Genomic DNA, 15,965 nt, shown 5'->3' with positions numbered 1-15,965 from the left:
TCGCTGCAGTGTCGGCCATACTGCTTGCATTTTCGGCCGAGGGTACACACGCGCATTCACTGGGTGTGGATCGGGCCGAATTGGTTGAAGCAATCCCGGGCGAATATCGTTTAACTTCGAAGGTGCCCCGTCGAATCTCGGCCGCCATACTGTCACCAGTTTTGCCAACCCAATGCTCGTTCGTCGGTAACCCAAATGGTGAAAGAGGATCATATTCAGTAACATTTGAGTTTAGCTGCTCGGAGCCGATGACGGCAGAAGACAGTCTGCTACTGCCATGGAAGCGTGAAGGTGCTTTGCTGACAGTCCGCTGGTTTGGTCAAGATCCAGTAACGCGATTGGTCAAACGCGATGGAGAAGCAATGGTTGTTGGCCTAGATGAGTGGCTGGCCGGCTCAGGTTCAACAATACGCGCAGCCAAGCGGTACACGATCCTCGGCATCGAACACATCCTGGCAGGTCTGGACCATCTTCTTTTTGTGTTGGCCCTTCTGTTCCTTGTTCAAGGATGGTGGATGCTAATTAAAACTGTTACCGCGTTCACAGTTGCCCACTCGATAACACTGGGGCTTGCAACATTTGGTTTTGTGTCATTGCCGGCAGCTCCTGTAGAAGCAACTATCGCCCTATCGATTGTTTTCCTAGCCTCAGAAATTGTCTGGAAAGCGCGTGGAAGATCGCCTTTGGCGAGCAAAGCTCCTTGGGTGGTGGCATTTGCTTTCGGGCTTTTGCACGGTCTGGGATTCGCTGGCGCGCTATCTGAGATTGGACTGCCACCTTCAGAAGTTCCAATTGCCTTGCTGTTCTTTAACATAGGCGTTGAAGTGGGACAGTTGGTTTTCGTTGCGGGAGTTTTGATTGCCGGTTTGATACTTTTGCAGCTTCGAGTTCCAGAACGTACTGAATTCTACGCTCGGATGTCGGTGGTGTACGGAATCGGTATCATTGCGAGTTATTGGACGATCGAAAGAACTTTTGCGATATTTCTCTAGCGTCTCAATAAATCACGTTTTTCTCTCGGCCAAGCTGTCACGTCAGCACCTGCGACCACCCGTCAGCCCCCGGAACCAGTCGTAAGCACCCGTCGTCACTAGTGAACGGCCCCTCTAGCAGCCAAAATGCCCCCGGAACCGCCCCAGTTTCTCAGGCTTCGCCAAAAAGTCGATAACAATCATCGGTTGGCAAGGATTCCTACCACCCCAGCCAGCACAGCTAACATATTGTTATCGCTGGAGAATTTCGGAAATTCGCCCGGAATTTCCGGTCGGTTTTGAGGTTTCTCGACACTCCAGACTCCAGTGACGGCGCAATACTTGGGATTTCTGCGAAAAGTCTGGAATCGCCATTTCCGCGGTAGCAGTTTGACTGTGAACGATGTCAGGTGCATCTCCAATGATGCGGCTTTGATGTACGGAGCCGGGGTGACCCGGTCGAGAATTGGCCGGATCATCTTCATGTTTTTGGAAACGTGAAAGAATTAGCTCGTGGGCAGGTATTCAAAGGGCAGCAAACTGTTCGCGCTGTTCTGCCCAGAGCGGCGAGAAGGCATGACGTTTTAGCCATTCGGAAGTCAGGCCAATCGGCTGCTTGCCCTCATGAACCGAACGAATGATATCCGGTGCCAGGAACGACAGTTCGATCAGATGCTGAATACGGCGTTTTGAGACGCCTTCAGCCTCAGAAATCTCGCCGAAGGTTTTCCCGGAACACACAAGGTCGAAATACTTATGGGCCCGGGCGATGTTGCGAAGCAGGGTTTCGTCCGTTTCCGCGACCTCGCTGCCGATGATGAGTTTTGTCTCGACCCCACGTTTGCGGTGTTGAAACGGGGATGAGAACGTCAGGAGGTCTTCGGCGATGCGGTTTGCATCGACGCCGATCCGCTCCGCGAGATGTTCCGCTGACAGCGAAATCCGAACCTCACCGGGAGAGATGTCGATCCGTTCAACCAGATCCAGTGCTGTACCAGAAACACCTCCTGCCGCTGCGTTTCCCGACTCTTTCGGAGGCGCCAGGTTGTCACCGATTGCAGCAATCTCGTCAGTCGTAGCTTCATGAAGAATGCCTGCCTGAAACTCCGCGCGTGTCATATGCTGCCCGATAAGAGTGGCAACCTTTTCCTCCAGTTCGGGCGCCGGCAACCTCCAGCCGGAAGGATCGCGCGGTGCCGATACCTTTCTCACTCCAACGCTTCCACCGGCTATAAAGCGTCTTGTGCGGCCCGTATTCTTTGGGAGCGTCACGCCACCGCAACCCATTGCGATTGATGAAGATAATCCCGCTCAGCACCCTCTTGTCATCGACCCGTGGCTTGCCATGCGACCGCAGGAAGAAAGGGGAAAGTTTGGCCATCTGCTCAGCAGTCAGCCAGAAAAGGTCGCTCATATCACCGCTCCGGTTTTCGAGCCGTGAATCACGCAGCGCTTTGAAAATCAATGTATCCTGACCCTAACATCGTTGCGGGGCGTTAGATTGCTCGGCGTCAGCACTGACCGGACCGCTCCGTGTCTCGTAACAGACCGACAATTTCATCAATTTCCGGACGTCGTCTGGACGGGTGCGGAAGGAATATCACCAATGCCTGACCTGTGGCACACTCCTCGGCGGACATTCGGCACAGGTGCCCATCCCGCAAGGCTTGCTCAACCAAACAGGCATGCGCCATGAGGGCGCCCGCGCCTGATTTGGCCTCTTCGACCGCGAGACCGTATAGCGAGTATTTTGGGCCCTTGGTCGGATCAGCGATGTCTGCTCTTGTTGCTTCTGACCACAGCCGCCAATCATCATGCCATGTTTGATCATGAAGCAGTGGAATAGAAGCAAAACGAAATCTGTCAGCCAGCTTCGGTGAGCAAACCGGGAATATGACGTCCTCGGTGACAACAATCTGGTTTGCCCCACCGTCGGGAACAGTAAAAAACACCGACAGGTCGAACAGCTCACGCGACAGTCTGGGCGGGGTTTCCAGAGCAGTAACAGAGAACTTCAGATCCGGTCGGGATTCCCTTATCCGCCCTAAACGTGCAGGTAACCAGAGCTGCGCGACCGAAGGCAAGGCGGCAATGTGGATTTCGACGCTCGGGCTCAGGTTTCGCAAGCTTTGGGTTGCGGCGGCCAGATGATCGAACGCCAAGGTGAACTCGCTGGCCAATTGACGCCCTGACGAGGTCAATTCGACCCCTTGGGCATTTCGTCGAAACAGCGGCACGTCGGCCCAAGCCTCCACAGTTTTGATATGTTGCGAAACCGCGCCGGGCGTAACGCTAAGCTCTTCAGCCGCAGAGACAAAACTGCCTAGGCGCGCGGCGGCCTCAAAGGCACGAAGAGCGTTAAGGGGCGGCCCTTTTGGTCGGCGAGGTAAGACGGCCATAGACAAAGACTCAGTTTTTCTATGCCAAGAAATAGCAAATCTGATTTGCGATGTCGCCCCGATTGTTCAATCTGGTGGCAACTTGGAGGTCACAGACATGACAATTGAATCTCGGCACTGGGTCCCTGCTGCGTCCGAGGCCCTCGTTCAGAAAATCGCAAGCCAGACGTCGCAGACATCGTCGGCAGATCTGCTTGCACAGATCGAGAACCTTGCAACTCGGAACAAGGAAATCCACGAAAAGGAATGCTTCAACCTCAATCCCGCGACAAACGTGATGAACCCGAGGGCAGAAGCGCTGTTGGCCTCCGGAATCGGATCGCGCCCATCTTTGGGGTACCCGGGCGATAAATATGAGATGGGTCTGGAAGCCATCGAAGAGATCGAGGTCATTGCTGCCGAACTCTGCGCCGAGGTTTTTGACGCCAAATTCGCCGAAATCCGCGTACCTTCCGGGGCCATTGCGAACCTGTATGGTTTCATGGCCACCTGCAAACCGGGCGACACGATCATTGCGCCACCGGCTTCGATCGGGGGGCACGTGACCCATCACGTGGCGGGATGTGCAGGTCTTTTTGGGCTGCGTACCGTTGATGCCCCGACGGACGGTTACGGCTATACCGTCGACCTTGACCACCTGCGCGCCATTGCGCTGAAAGAGCGGCCCAAGCTGATCACTATCGGCGGCAGCCTGAACCTGTTCGAACATCCGGTGAAGGAGGTCCGTCAGATTGCCGACGAGATTGGGGCCAAGGTCATGTTCGACGCCGCCCATCAATGTGGGATCATCGCGGGCAAGGCGTGGCGAAATCCTCTGGCTGAGGGCGCTCATTTCATGACGATGAGTACCTACAAAAGCCTTGGCGGGCCTGCCGGAGGTTTGATCGTTACGAATGATGCTGAGATCGCGGAAAAACTCGATGCAATTGCATTCCCCGGCATGACGGCAAACTTCGACGCGGCTAAGTCGGCAGCCCTTGCCGTGACGATGCTGGATTGGCGGGATTTTGGTTCGCAATACGCCGCCGAGATGATCGCGATGGCGCAGGCATTGGCCGATGGTCTGGATGCGAACGGCGTTCCGGTCTTTGCCGGGCGCGAAGGGTTTACCGCATCGCACCAATTTGCCGTATTGGCTGCACCCTATGGCGGCGGGCAAACTGCGTCCAAAACCCTGCGCCGTGCCGGGTTCCTAGCCTGCGGAATCGGTCTGCCCGCGCCAGAAGTGACCGGAGATATGAACGGTCTCCGGATCGGTACGCCCGAGTTGGTTCGGTGGGGGATGACGTCCAAAGATGCAGGCGGACTGGCGGCGCTGATTACGTCCGGACTGGCAGGCGATGATATCGCCGCTGAGGTTGCTGAATGGCGTCAGAGTTTCTCAGAACTGCACTTTGTCCATTGAGGATTTTGCGGATGGGGCTTTTGCGCCCCATCCCTGTCATGACCTAAGGAACCTGCCTCGGATCGCCTCATGGCCCGTTTTGACGGCCATAGAGGCAATCCAGCTTGGGCATCACGCCCGCATGTTCGCGCCATTGGCGTCATAGACCGGACCGCCCAGCACTTCGGCGTCATAGAAATTGCCAAGGATTTCAACCTGCAAGTTAGTCCCCGGCACTGCGCTTTCCGTCGCCACGTAGCCCATGGCCATCGACTTGCCGACACGGTGACCATAACCGCCAGAGGAAACGTAACCCACTGGTTCACTGTCCTTCAGGATCGCCTCGTCGTTGGAAACGTCGATACCGTCGACGTCGATTGTCATGGTGACCAGCTTGCGCGAAACCCCGTCTTCCCGGAATTTCAACGTGGCCTCTTTACCGACAAAATCCTTCTTCCAGTTGATAAAGGCATCCATGCCGCTTTCGACCGCGTTGAAATCCGGGCGGAAGTCGGTGGTCCAGACGCCCCAGCCTTTTTCCAGACGCAGAGACATCAGCGCGCGGGCGCCGTACCAGCGATAGCCCAGATCGGCTCCGGCCTCTTCAATCGCTTCGGCCAGGCGAAGCAGGTATTGCGGACGGCAGTAGATCTCATATCCCAGCTCGCCCGAGAACGAAATCCGGTTCAGGATCACCGGAACACCGCCGACGAAAGTCTGGCGCAGGTCGCGGAACTTCAGCGCAACAGGGCTGACGTCTTCACGGGTGATGCGGGCCAGCAACTCGCGCGATTTCGGTCCGGACAAGGCGATCCCGTGCCAGTCGCCCGAGACATTGGCATAAGTAACATCCGGGGGCAGGTCCTTTTCAAACCAGCGCCGATGTGCGTCCTGCATCGCGCCCGAGCCGAACAGAACAAAGTGATCCTCGGTCAGACACGCCACAGTCAAATCGCCATAGAGACGCCCCTTTTCGGTCAGCATCGGCGTCAGTGCCAGTCGGCCCGGTTTCGGCACATAGCCGGCCAGCATCTTGTTCAGGTAGTCACGCGACCCTGCGCCCTTGAATTCGTGCTTAGCAAAGTTGGCGATTTCGATGCCGCCGACAGCCTCTTGCACGGCTTTGACCTCGCGTGCCACGTAGTCGTGACTGCGATTGCGCTCGAACGTGGGTGTTTCATGCGCGTCTTCCGGGCTGCCTGCAAACCAAAGAGCGTTCTCAAGGCCAAACCCCTGCCCCATTACAGCGCCCTTTGCGACCAGACGGTCATAGAGCGCCGTTGTTTTCTGCATCCGGCCTTTGGGCAAGGTTTCGTTCGGGAAGGTCATCACGAAACGGCGTTCGTAATTCTCTGTCGACTTGATCGTGCCCCAATCCGGGGTCGCAAACTCGCCAAAGCGCGCCACATCCATGGCCCAGACATCAATCGAGGGTTCGCCGTCGATCATCCACTCGGCCATGGTCAGGCCCACACCTCCGCCCTGACAGAAACCAGCCATGACACCTACAGCGACCCAGTAGTTCTTCATGCCCGGAACCGGGCCGATCATCGGGTTGCCGTCCGGCCCGAAGGTAAACGGCCCGTTGATGATATCCTTGATCCCGGCCTCTCCAATTGCGGGAATACGTTCAAAGGACATCTCCAACCGGTCGGCGACGCGATCCAGATCAGGTTGCAGTAATTCGTGGCCGAAATCCCAAGGCGTACCATCAACTTTCCACGGTGTACCCTTGGGCTCGTAGGTGCCCAGAAGCATGCCCTGACGTTCCTGACGGAAATAGATGTTTGCTTCGTAGTCGATCCCGGCAGGCAGACGCGTGCCGTGTTTGGCAACCGCATCGATCTTTTCGGTGATCAGGTAGTGATGCTCCATCGGTTGCACAGGCAGGTGAACACCGGACATATGCCCCACCTCGCGCGCCCAGAGGCCGCCGCAGTTCACCACATACTCGGCATTGATCTGACCCTTGGGTGTCGTCAGGTCCCAGCTGCCGTCGGGACGCTGGCTCATCCCGGTCACACCGCAATGGGTAAAATACTGCGCCCCGTGCACCTTGGCCGATTTAGCGAAGGCATAGGTCGCACCGGATGGGTCCAGGTCGCCGTCCTGATCATCCCAGAGCGCTGCGTGATAGTGTTTGGGGTCGATCAAGGGGTGGCGCTCAGCCACCTCTTTCGGACTGATGAACTCCTGGTGCAGCCCCATGTAGCGGGCCTTGGACCGTTCGCGTTTGAGGTAGTCGTACCAGTCCTTGGTCGAGGCCAGATAGAAGCCGCCGGTGATGTGCAGGCCGACGGAATGGCCCGAAGTCTCTTCGATCTCTTTGTACAGATCAATCGTATAGCTCTGCAGACGCGAGATGTTGGGGTCCGAACTGATCGTATGGATCTGACCGGCGGCGTGCCAGGACGAGCCGGAGGTCAGTTCATCACGTTCCAGCAAGACCACGTCCTTCCAACCGAATTTGGCGAGGTGGAACAGAATAGAGCATCCAACGACGCCGCCGCCGATCACGACGACTTTGGCGTGAGAGGGAAGCTGTTTGCCGCCGGTGCTTTCGTCTTTTTGAATTTCAGGCATGGGAAAGTCCTGTGTCATGTGTGTGTGATGTTTGGGGAAAGGGGGCTGTCTGCCCCCTCTTGAACCTGTGGCTCAATTCACCCCGAAGGTATTTTTGGCCAGATGAAGGGATCGCCTTGTCAGTACCAAGCGTCCGGGATTTCTTCCTTTCGCCGTGCGACATAGGCCGCCAGTTCTTCCTTTTTGGCTTCGTCCATAGCTGGAGGCTGGTATTCCTTCAGCATTTCGTTCCAGCGCTCGTAGGCACGGCGGCGCATGTCCTTAGAACCTCCCTCTTCCCAGCTTTCGACATTCTCGCTGTCGCTGAGTTTCGGCTCATAGAACGCTGCCTGATAGTTTCGCATCGTGTGCGCGCAGCCGAGGAAATGACCGCCTGCGTCAACCTCGGTATAGGCATCGCGGGCGAAGGCTTCCTCGCTGGTATCGAGACCCTGACTCAGAACCTTCTGGTAAGACCCCAGCCGGTCTGCATCCATAATAAGCTTTTCAAACCCGGTGCAGAGGCCGCCCTCGAGCCATCCCGCAGAATGCAGGACGAAATTGGCCCCGGCAAGCATGGTCGAGTGCATCGAGTCGGCGGATTCATATGCGGCTTGCGCGTCCTCGATTTTGGAAGCCGTCAGCGATCCGCCACAGCGCAGCGGCAGACCAGCGCGACGCGCCAACTGACCAATTGCATAGTTCGACATCACAGGCTCGGGCATACCAAAAGTCGGCGCGCCGGATTTCAGCGACATGGAGGACAGGAAGTTGCCCAATACGAATGGCGCGCCGGGACGCAGCAGTTGTACATAGGCGCAGACCATCATCGCCTCAGCCATGGCTTGGGCGACGCTTGCGGCCGTACTGACCGGTCCCATGGCCCCCGACAGGATGAAAGGCACCACGATCATGCCCTGACCCCGGGTGGAATAGACCCGCGCGGCTTCGGTCACCACCCGATCCACCAACAAGGGCGAGTTGGTGTTGACGTTGCCCATAATGACGCAATTTTGCTCCATTACATCCGCGCCAAAGATTATTTCGGCCATCTCTACACTGTCCTGTGCGCGGCTCATCTCGGTGATCGCGCCCAGATGCGGCTTATCGCTGAGCGTCATGTGGGCGAACATCATGTCCAGATGCCGCTTGCTGACCGGAATGTCACAGGGTTCGCACGTGACGAAACCACCATGATGCAGGTTCGGATGCAGATAAGTCAGTTTGACCAGCTTCTGGAACGCATCCATGTCGCCGTATCGACGCCCGTCTTCAAGGTCGCGCACGAACGGAGCGCCATATACCGGAGCAAAAACCTGATTGCCGTCGCCAATGACAACGGACCGTTCTGGATTACGGGCCAATTGGGTGAATTTTTTCGGCGCCTTCGCGCACAGATCGCGAATCCACGCTGCATCGGCACGCACGATGTCACCTTCTATCCGCGCGCCCTCACGACGCCACAGCTCCAGCGCCTCGGGGTCGTCGCGAAACGCGATGCCAACGTCTTCGAAAATCCAGTCAACCTGGGCTTCGAGACGCTCCAGATCCTCTTCGTTCAACGGGTTGAAATAGCTCAGGCTCCGCTGGATGTACGGCGATGCCGGGGCTCCGGCAGCGGCGCTTTGGCGGTCGCGCGAGGCGCGGGCGCGTCTGGCCATGGGTGACTCCTCGATTCATTTGACCTGCACACTACCGCGTCGCGACAGGTTCGTGACGGTTGAAAAAGGTGATGATTTGGATAAACACAGATTATGCATCAGCTCTGGAAAACAATCTCATCATCGAAACATCTCGTATATTTTGAAGCCGCGGCGCGGCTTCAGTCGATTACACGTGCAGCCGATGAAATGAATGTGAAACAGCCAGCGGTCAGTGCCGCGATCAAACAGCTAGAGGCCTCGCTGAATGTGCAGCTGTTTCATCGTGAACACCGAAAGATTGTCCTGACGTCAGCCGGGTCAAAGCTGTATTCCGATGTGTCCCGCTCATTTGACCAGATACTGAACTCGGTCAATGCGGTTCGACAGTTCACCCAGAACGATCATGTAACGCTCAACGCGTCCTCGGCCTTCAACTTTTTCTGGATGATGCCAAAGCTACAGGAGTTCCACCAGTCGTTTCCCGATATCGACCTCAGACTTCAATCCAGCGACCGTGAACCCGATATTGTTGCCGAGAACATCAGTCTGGCCATTCGCCGCGGCAAAGGCACGTGGGAGGGCTGTAATTCTGCTCTGATTGCAAACGAGGTCTTGTGCCCCGTCGCCAGCCCGATTGAAGTAGAAAACAGAGGTCGCCCCAAAAGCGTTGAAGAGCTGTTACAGCACCGGTTGATTCACCTCGAAGAACCGACGCGCGAACGTCCGGGCTGGACCCATTGGTTCGAAAGCTTTGGTGTCACCAAGAAGCCTCCGGTTTCAGGGCTTCGGTTGAATGACTACGCGCTTGTGCTGCAGGCAACTCTGGCGGGGGAAGGGTATGCCCTGGGCTGGAGCCACCTCACGACCCCATTGGCCGAGCGTGGATTGCTGTCAGCCATGGAAGAATGGCGCTGGGAAACAGGTTATGGCTTCTATCTGGTCTGGTCCGACTACAAGCCCCTGGTCGACAACGCAAAACGGGTTCGCGACTGGATGCTCAGTAACGTCTGAACACCGTTAAAGGATGTGAACACAGAAATTCGCACGCCCCAGTAAGCCGAAACAGTGCCCGCCGTCGGCACCTAGGTTAAATATCCGCAAGAACCTCAAATCCGCCAAAAATAACTGTTTTTCCGTTGACGGGCACGTCGCTCATGTCACCCATCTCCGGGTCTTGCATTGCAGCGGCAAATCCCGCCTCTTGCGATGCCTGATCCGGCCATTCCTGCCAACCAGTGACCACCGTGTCATCCGCGCCAGCCTGCACAGCAAGCGGAAACGACGTTACCTCGCCGGGCGGAACAGATGCGCCCCAGGTTTCCACAACCCGCGTTGCGCCGTGTTTGCGAAAGATACGCGCCATCCGTTTCGCGTGCATCTCATATTCCGCTTTTTTTGCAGTCGGAACCGCCCCTGCATATGCCATGATCCAGGCCACTTAATCGCCCTCCAAAATAACAATCACGAACAATAGTAGCACAATAAGAGGTGTCGCCCTATGCGTGCGGAGGCAGCCTGTGTGGTCCGCCCACCTGACCCCTTACGCTGAACGCTCAACGCTTCGGCACAGGTGTTTGTTGCGTCACATGATTAAATCCGGCTGGTTGCGCGACACATCGTACGTGCGATTCTCGCCCGACCGGGCGATCCGAACGATCAACTTCTGTGAATTTTCAAAACGGTCGAAATAGGCAAACCGGATACTTGCCAACGCAGCCATATCCTGACACTGAATCTGGTAATCGGCCAAAAACTCACTGTGCTCTGCCTGATCGGCGGCCTGCCCGCTTGCGTCTTGCCCCAACCCTTCACCCGAAAGCGTGACATTGGCCGACGCAGTGAAACACCCCGCCTCCTCGGGCAGGACAAAAAGACCCAGGGGTTTGGAGAGATCGGATATTGCAACAGCAACCAGCGCGCGGTCTTCGTCTGTCTCTGCCGGCCCTCCAAATCCGATGATGTCGGCTGCAGGCACAGCGAGCGACAGGGAAAACGCCTCACCCGAAAACGCAATGTCCATATAGCCGGTGCCATGTACATGCGCCGGGCTTTGGGTCTGCGACAGGGCAAAAGCCGGGGTCAGGAACAAAGCGAAGATTGCGCATCTCATAAACAGGGCACCATCCAACTGGGAATCACGAAGTTCATTCTAATGTGTTTAAAACCCCGCGCAATCGCAGCAACGGTTCGTTTCCCCGCCAATTATGGGGATAGAGGATCATCGGATGGGTGCGCCATTTAATTCCGACAATAAAACTCAGGTTGACTTATCTGACTGTTTCACTCAGTTTTTGGCCGTACGCGTCGCCCAGCGACGCCTGTAAATTTGTTTCTGACAGGAAAGTGTCACCCCCATGACAAAATTTTTTGCTGCTACCAGCGCACTGACCCTGGGCATTGCGTCTGCAGCCTTTGCAGCTGATGCACCCACGAAAGCTGATGTTCTGACAACGTATGCGAATATTGCCGAAGCCAAGTACGACGACAGCCTGATCGCGGCAAAATCGCTGCAGGACGCAGTGAACGCTCTGATTGCAGGTCCCTCGGACGCAACGCTAAATGCTGCGCGCGCCGCCTGGATCACCGCGCGTGTACCCTATCAGCAGACCGAAGTTTATCGTTTCGGCAACGCGATCGTCGACGACTGGGAAGGCAAAGTGAACGCCTGGCCGCTGGACGAAGGCCTGATCGACTATGTGGATTCCTCCTATGGTGGGCCGACTGACGAAAACGAGTTCGCTGCGCTGAACGTCATCGCGAACCCCAGCTTCGAACTGTCGGGCCAAACCATCGACGCCAGCGAAATCACCCCTGAACTGCTGGGAGAAACGCTGCATGAAGCGGACGGAATCGAAGCGAACGTTGCCACCGGCTATCACGCAATCGAGTTCCTGCTGTGGGGCCAGGACATGAACGGCCATGGCGCAGGTGCCGGCAACCGTCCGTATACCGACTACGTGCAAGGCGACGGCTGCACCGGTGGCAACTGCGACCGCCGCGCGCAATATCTGAGCGCAGCCACCGAACTGCTAATCAGCGATCTGGAATGGATGGCCTCTCAGTGGGCAGAAGGTGGTGAGGCGCGCGCAGCCCTGAACGCGAACGAAGCCGCCGGCGTCAGCGCGATCCTGACCGGCATGGGCTCGCTGTCCTATGGCGAGCAAGCCGGAGAGCGTATGCGTCTTGGCCTGATGCTGAACGACCCGGAAGAAGAGCACGATTGTTTCTCGGACAACACGCATAACAGCCATTACTATGACGGTCTGGGCATTCAGAACGTTTACCTGGGCAGCTACACCCGCATCGACGGCACCCCGGTCAGCGGCGCATCGCTGTCTGATCTTGTCATCGCGACCGACCCGTCGCTGGATGCCGAGATGAAGGTCAAACTGGCCAACACCATGCAAGCTCTGGGTCGCCTGAAATCGACAGCCGAAGCCGGTTTCGCCTACGATCAGATGCTGGAGCGTGGCAACGAAGGCGGCAAAGTTCTGATCATGGGCGGCGTGGACGGCCTGGTCGATCAGACCAAGACCATCGAGCGCATCGTGGCCGCGCTGAAACTCGACCAGATCGATTTCGAAGGTTCGGACAGCTTGGATAACCCTGACGCGGTGTTCCAATAACCAAATCGCGGGAGGCGGCAGTTTCATGCCGCTTCCCGATCTTATGAGGGACATATTGATGTGTTGCCTCTAGACCTGCAGCAAATAACTTACTAATATGGTAAGATAAATTATTCCGAGCCCTGACTGCCATGATCGTATGCCACTGTACAAACATCTCTGATCACGACATCCGGTCCGCCATTGACTGGATGCGCGCGTCGGATCCCTACGCAGTCATCACTCCTGGTAAAATCTACCATGCCCTTGGAAAATCTGCAGATTGTGGCGGGTGCATGCCGCTTTTCCTAGACTCGATGCGGTCTAGCGATAAGTTGGAAGTCCCGATGCAGCTTCGTGCATTGCGCAGCGAAGCAACACAGGAGAATGCAGATGAAGGGCGACCAAAAGGTCATAGAATATCTCAACAAATCACTGCGGCATGAACTGACGGCCGTCAGTCAGTATTGGCTGCATTATCGCCTGCAGGAGGATTGGGGCCTTGGTCACATGGCCAAGAAAAGCCGCGAAGAATCCATCGAGGAAATGCAGCACGCGGACAAACTGATCGAGCGGATCATCTTTCTGGGTGGGCATCCGAACCTTCAACAGCTTGACCCTTTGCGCATCGGGCAAACGCCGAAAGAGTCGCTGGAATGTGATCTCGCGGCTGAGATCGATGCACGCGCCCTGTACAAGGAAGCCCGCGAATACTGCCAGAGCGCCGGAGACTACGTCACTATGTCTCTGTTTGAGGGATTGCTGGCGGATGAGGAAGGCCATATCGATTTTCTGGAAACGCAGCTCGACCTGCACGAAAGGATTGGCGAAGCCAATTATGCGCAACTCAATGCATCGAAAATGGACGAAGGCGAGTAAGCTCGTTCTTATTCCGGTGGCCGTCTTGACGGCCACCCAATCTCTGTCAGCAGAGCTGCAGGATCTTCATCTCAATTACATTCCCAGAACCGAAGACGAAAACGCCCGCATCGCCGGTGCAACTGCAGCGCCCAAGGATTTCGGCGCGCCGCAACCGTTCGAGGAATTGCCCGCCGGGGCTGCCACCGTCCGTGCACGCACCGATGCCGATGCGTTTTCGCAGCCGTCGGGCAATCTGACTTTCGAGCAGGAATTGGATTTCAGGGTCGGCAACGGGCTATTCAAGAAAATCTGGGTATCGTCCCCGGCTTCGACGCTGGCTTCGGATGGATTGGGGCCGCTCTATAACGCCCGGTCTTGCCAGCGCTGTCATATCAAGGACGGCCGCGGGCACACGCCGAACGGTCCCGACGACAACGCAGTATCGATGTTCCTGCGGGTCTCTGTCCCCGGTGCCACCGAAGACGGTTATCCTGAGATCAAGGACTATATCGCGACCTTGCCCGAACCGAATTACGGCGGCCAGATGCAGGATCTGGCGCTGCCCGGTCACCCGGCAGAATACCGTTTGGACATCACTTATGAGGACGTTCCAGTAACCCTGTCGGATGGGGAAACTGTTACGCTTCGCCGCCCGGCATATGAGGCTGCTAATCTGGGTTATGGCCCATTGCACCCGGACGCCATGCTCAGCCCACGTGTTGCACCGCAGATGATCGGTCTGGGGTTACTCGAAGCGATTCCGGTCGAGGATCTGCTGGCAAACGCCGACCCGGAGGATGAAAACGGCGACGGGATTTCCGGCCGCCCGAACATTGTCTGGGCAATTGAATACGACGCGCCGATGATGGGCCGGTTCGGCCATAAGGCAGGTATGCCCACAGTGATGGAGCAATCCGCTGCAGCCTTTGCCGGTGACATTGGCATTTCCAGCCCGCTGTACCCGGCAGGTCACGGCGATTGCACCGACGCACAGGTGGATTGCGTGAACGCGCCGCATGGTGATGGTGACGTGCGGGAATTCGAAATCGATCAGGTCGGCTTGGACCTCGTCGCATTTTACAGCCGCAATCTGGGTGTCCCAGCACGGCGCGATGTGGATGACCCACAGGTGTTGCGCGGCAAGCAGGTGTTTCATGAGACCGGATGCGCATCCTGCCATACGCCTGCTTTTGTAACCCACCGCCTGGAAGATCGGCCCGAGCAAAGCTTCCAATTGATCTGGCCCTATTCGGACCTGTTGCTGCACGACTTGGGCGAAGAGCTGGCCGACAACCGCCCCGAGGCGCGCGCGACAGGTCGCGAATGGCGCACCGCTCCGCTTTGGGGGATTGGGATGACCGAACAAGTGTCAGGACATACGCAATTCCTGCACGACGGTCGCGCGCGGTCGTTGCTTGAAGCGATCCTGTGGCATGGCGGCGAAGCGCAAGTGGCACGCGACACGGTCGTTTCGATGCCAAAGCCCGACCGCGATGCCCTTGTTCGCTTTTTGGAGAGCCTCTGACCCATGCGTATCTTCGCTTTTGCTCTGGCCTTGTCGCTTCCCCTTTGCGCCCACGCCCAGGATCGGACGCCAATCCTGGCCGACACGGTCGAGGCGCATATCCTGCCCGGGTACGCGGCACTATCAGACGCAACCGGCGCGCTGACACAAGCGGCGCAGGCGGGTTGCGACCCCAACTCGACCCAACTTCGGGAAGCGTACAACGCCGCCTTTGATGACTGGATTTCCGTCAGCCATCTGCGTTTCGGGCCTTCCGAGGCGGAGGACCGTGCCTTTGCACTGGCTTTCTGGCCCGACTCCAAAGGGTTCACGCCCAAGGCCCTGTCGAGATTGATCACAGACGAAGACTCGACCGTCCAATCATCTGTTTCCTTTGCGGAAACCTCCGTAGCCGGTCGCGGATTTTTCGCGCTGGAACTGATGCTTTACGATCCACGGTTTTCAGGTCAGGGCAATGCAGAATATCGCTGTGCCCTGATCCAAGCAATTGCTGCGGATATCGACGGCAATGCCCGCGCAATCGACTCTGACTGGGCAGACTATGCAGCGGCATTAATGAACCCGGGCGACGGCAGCCCCTATCGGTCGGAAGACGAAGCCATGCAGGAGCTCTACAAAGCCCTGATGACCGGTCTGGAGTTCACTGCAGAAACCCGCCTCGGCCGCCCGATGGGAACCTTCGACCGCCCGCGACCCAAGCGCGCCGAGGCACGTCGTTCAGAACGCTCGCTGCGCCATGTTGAGCTGTCGCTGATTTCTCTGCGAGATCTTGCGGCACGCCTGTCGGTGGATCACCCTGAAATCGCTGCCGATCTGGACAGCGCATTCGCCTCGGCCATAGACCGTGCCCAAGCGCTGGAAGATCCTGCATTTGCCGGCGTGGCCACGCCGCAGGGACGGTTCCGCGTCGAGGCGCTGCAGCAATCGATCAACGACATCCATGCGATCGGCGCGACCGAACTTGGCCCTAAGCTGGGCATCAGCGCCGGTTTCAACTCTTTGGACGGAGATTGAA

General features: G+C 57.1%; 14 protein-coding genes and 1 pseudogene. 8 read left to right on the top strand and 7 right to left on the bottom strand.

Annotated elements, in window-relative coordinates:
* The first annotated feature begins 248 nt into the window (after positions 1–248).
* Positions 249–992, top strand: a complete 744-nt coding sequence (locus tag ACR0J0_RS06045) for a HupE/UreJ family protein (RefSeq protein WP_480662081.1) — start codon at positions 249–251, stop codon at positions 990–992.
* 504 nt (positions 993–1,496) lie between these two features.
* Here the strand turns inward: ACR0J0_RS06045 and ACR0J0_RS06040 are convergent.
* The 3 genes and pseudogenes from ACR0J0_RS06040 to ACR0J0_RS06030 all read right to left on the bottom strand — a co-directional run bounded on the left by ACR0J0_RS06040 (position 1,497) and on the right by ACR0J0_RS06030 (position 3,370).
* Positions 1,497–2,090: a hypothetical protein gene (locus ACR0J0_RS06040; protein WP_480662079.1), complete on the bottom strand. Its 594-nt coding sequence runs from the start codon at positions 2,088–2,090 to the stop codon at positions 1,497–1,499.
* A 79-nt stretch (positions 2,091–2,169) separates the two neighbouring features.
* Positions 2,170–2,385 (bottom strand): annotated as a pseudogene (locus tag ACR0J0_RS06035) (transposase); the annotation flags it as partial.
* Positions 2,386–2,482: 97 nt separating this feature from the next.
* Positions 2,483–3,370, bottom strand: a complete 888-nt coding sequence (locus ACR0J0_RS06030; RefSeq protein WP_480662077.1) for a LysR family transcriptional regulator — start codon at positions 3,368–3,370, stop codon at positions 2,483–2,485.
* Between the two features lie 97 nt (positions 3,371–3,467).
* Here ACR0J0_RS06030 and ACR0J0_RS06025 point away from each other — a divergent pair, with 97 nt between their 5' ends.
* On the top strand, positions 3,468–4,775 hold the full coding sequence (locus ACR0J0_RS06025) for an aminotransferase class I/II-fold pyridoxal phosphate-dependent enzyme (protein WP_480662075.1): 1,308 nt from the start codon (positions 3,468–3,470) through the stop codon (positions 4,773–4,775).
* Between the two features lie 111 nt (positions 4,776–4,886).
* Here the strand turns inward: ACR0J0_RS06025 and ACR0J0_RS06020 are convergent, their stop codons facing one another.
* Positions 4,887–7,337 (bottom strand): GcvT family protein, encoded by a 2,451-nt coding sequence (locus ACR0J0_RS06020; protein WP_480662073.1) that lies wholly within the window; start codon positions 7,335–7,337, stop codon positions 4,887–4,889.
* 119 nt (positions 7,338–7,456) lie between these two features.
* Positions 7,457–8,977, bottom strand: coding sequence for a trimethylamine methyltransferase family protein (locus tag ACR0J0_RS06015; protein WP_480662071.1), 1,521 nt, complete (start codon positions 8,975–8,977; stop codon positions 7,457–7,459).
* A 93-nt stretch (positions 8,978–9,070) separates the two neighbouring features.
* On the opposite strand from ACR0J0_RS06015, the gene ACR0J0_RS06010 reads away from it, so the two are divergent.
* Complete coding sequence (locus ACR0J0_RS06010; protein WP_480662069.1) at positions 9,071–9,970, top strand: LysR substrate-binding domain-containing protein; 900 nt, start codon at positions 9,071–9,073, stop codon at positions 9,968–9,970.
* Between the two features lie 76 nt (positions 9,971–10,046).
* Here the strand turns inward: ACR0J0_RS06010 and ACR0J0_RS06005 are convergent, their stop codons facing one another.
* Both ACR0J0_RS06005 and ACR0J0_RS06000 read right to left on the bottom strand, forming a co-directional pair.
* Positions 10,047–10,397, bottom strand: a complete 351-nt coding sequence (locus ACR0J0_RS06005) for a DUF1428 domain-containing protein (protein WP_480662067.1) — start codon at positions 10,395–10,397, stop codon at positions 10,047–10,049.
* A gap of 144 nt (positions 10,398–10,541) precedes the next feature.
* Complete coding sequence (locus ACR0J0_RS06000; protein ID WP_480662065.1) at positions 10,542–11,069, bottom strand: ZrgA family zinc uptake protein; 528 nt, start codon at positions 11,067–11,069, stop codon at positions 10,542–10,544.
* Between the two features lie 244 nt (positions 11,070–11,313).
* On the opposite strand from ACR0J0_RS06000, the gene ACR0J0_RS05995 reads away from it, so the two are divergent.
* The 5 genes from ACR0J0_RS05995 (at position 11,314) to ACR0J0_RS05975 (ending at position 15,964) form a co-directional block, all read left to right on the top strand.
* A complete protein-coding gene (locus ACR0J0_RS05995) occupies positions 11,314–12,585 on the top strand; it encodes an imelysin family protein (RefSeq protein ID WP_480662063.1) in 1,272 nt (423 codons plus the stop codon).
* A gap of 131 nt (positions 12,586–12,716) precedes the next feature.
* A complete protein-coding gene (locus ACR0J0_RS05990) occupies positions 12,717–13,010 on the top strand; it encodes a (2Fe-2S)-binding protein (RefSeq protein WP_480662061.1) in 294 nt (97 codons plus the stop codon).
* Positions 12,958–13,443 carry a bacterioferritin gene (gene bfr / locus ACR0J0_RS05985; RefSeq protein ID WP_480662059.1) on the top strand — a complete coding sequence of 162 codons (486 nt, stop codon included), beginning with the start codon at positions 12,958–12,960 and terminating at the stop codon, positions 13,441–13,443. Before ACR0J0_RS05990 ends, bfr begins: the two co-directional genes overlap by 53 nt.
* Complete coding sequence (locus ACR0J0_RS05980) at positions 13,415–14,950, top strand: di-heme oxidoreductase family protein (RefSeq protein WP_480662864.1); 1,536 nt, start codon at positions 13,415–13,417, stop codon at positions 14,948–14,950. Before bfr ends, ACR0J0_RS05980 begins: the two co-directional genes overlap by 29 nt.
* A gap of 3 nt (positions 14,951–14,953) precedes the next feature.
* Positions 14,954–15,964, top strand: coding sequence for an imelysin family protein (locus ACR0J0_RS05975; protein WP_480662057.1), 1,011 nt, complete (start codon positions 14,954–14,956; stop codon positions 15,962–15,964).
* Position 15,965 lies beyond the last annotated feature (1 nt).

The organism is Ruegeria sp. BF12 (assembly GCF_056538705.1).
The sequence above is the reverse complement of the archived record's forward strand: the minus strand, read 5'-3'. Positions and strand labels throughout refer to the sequence as shown.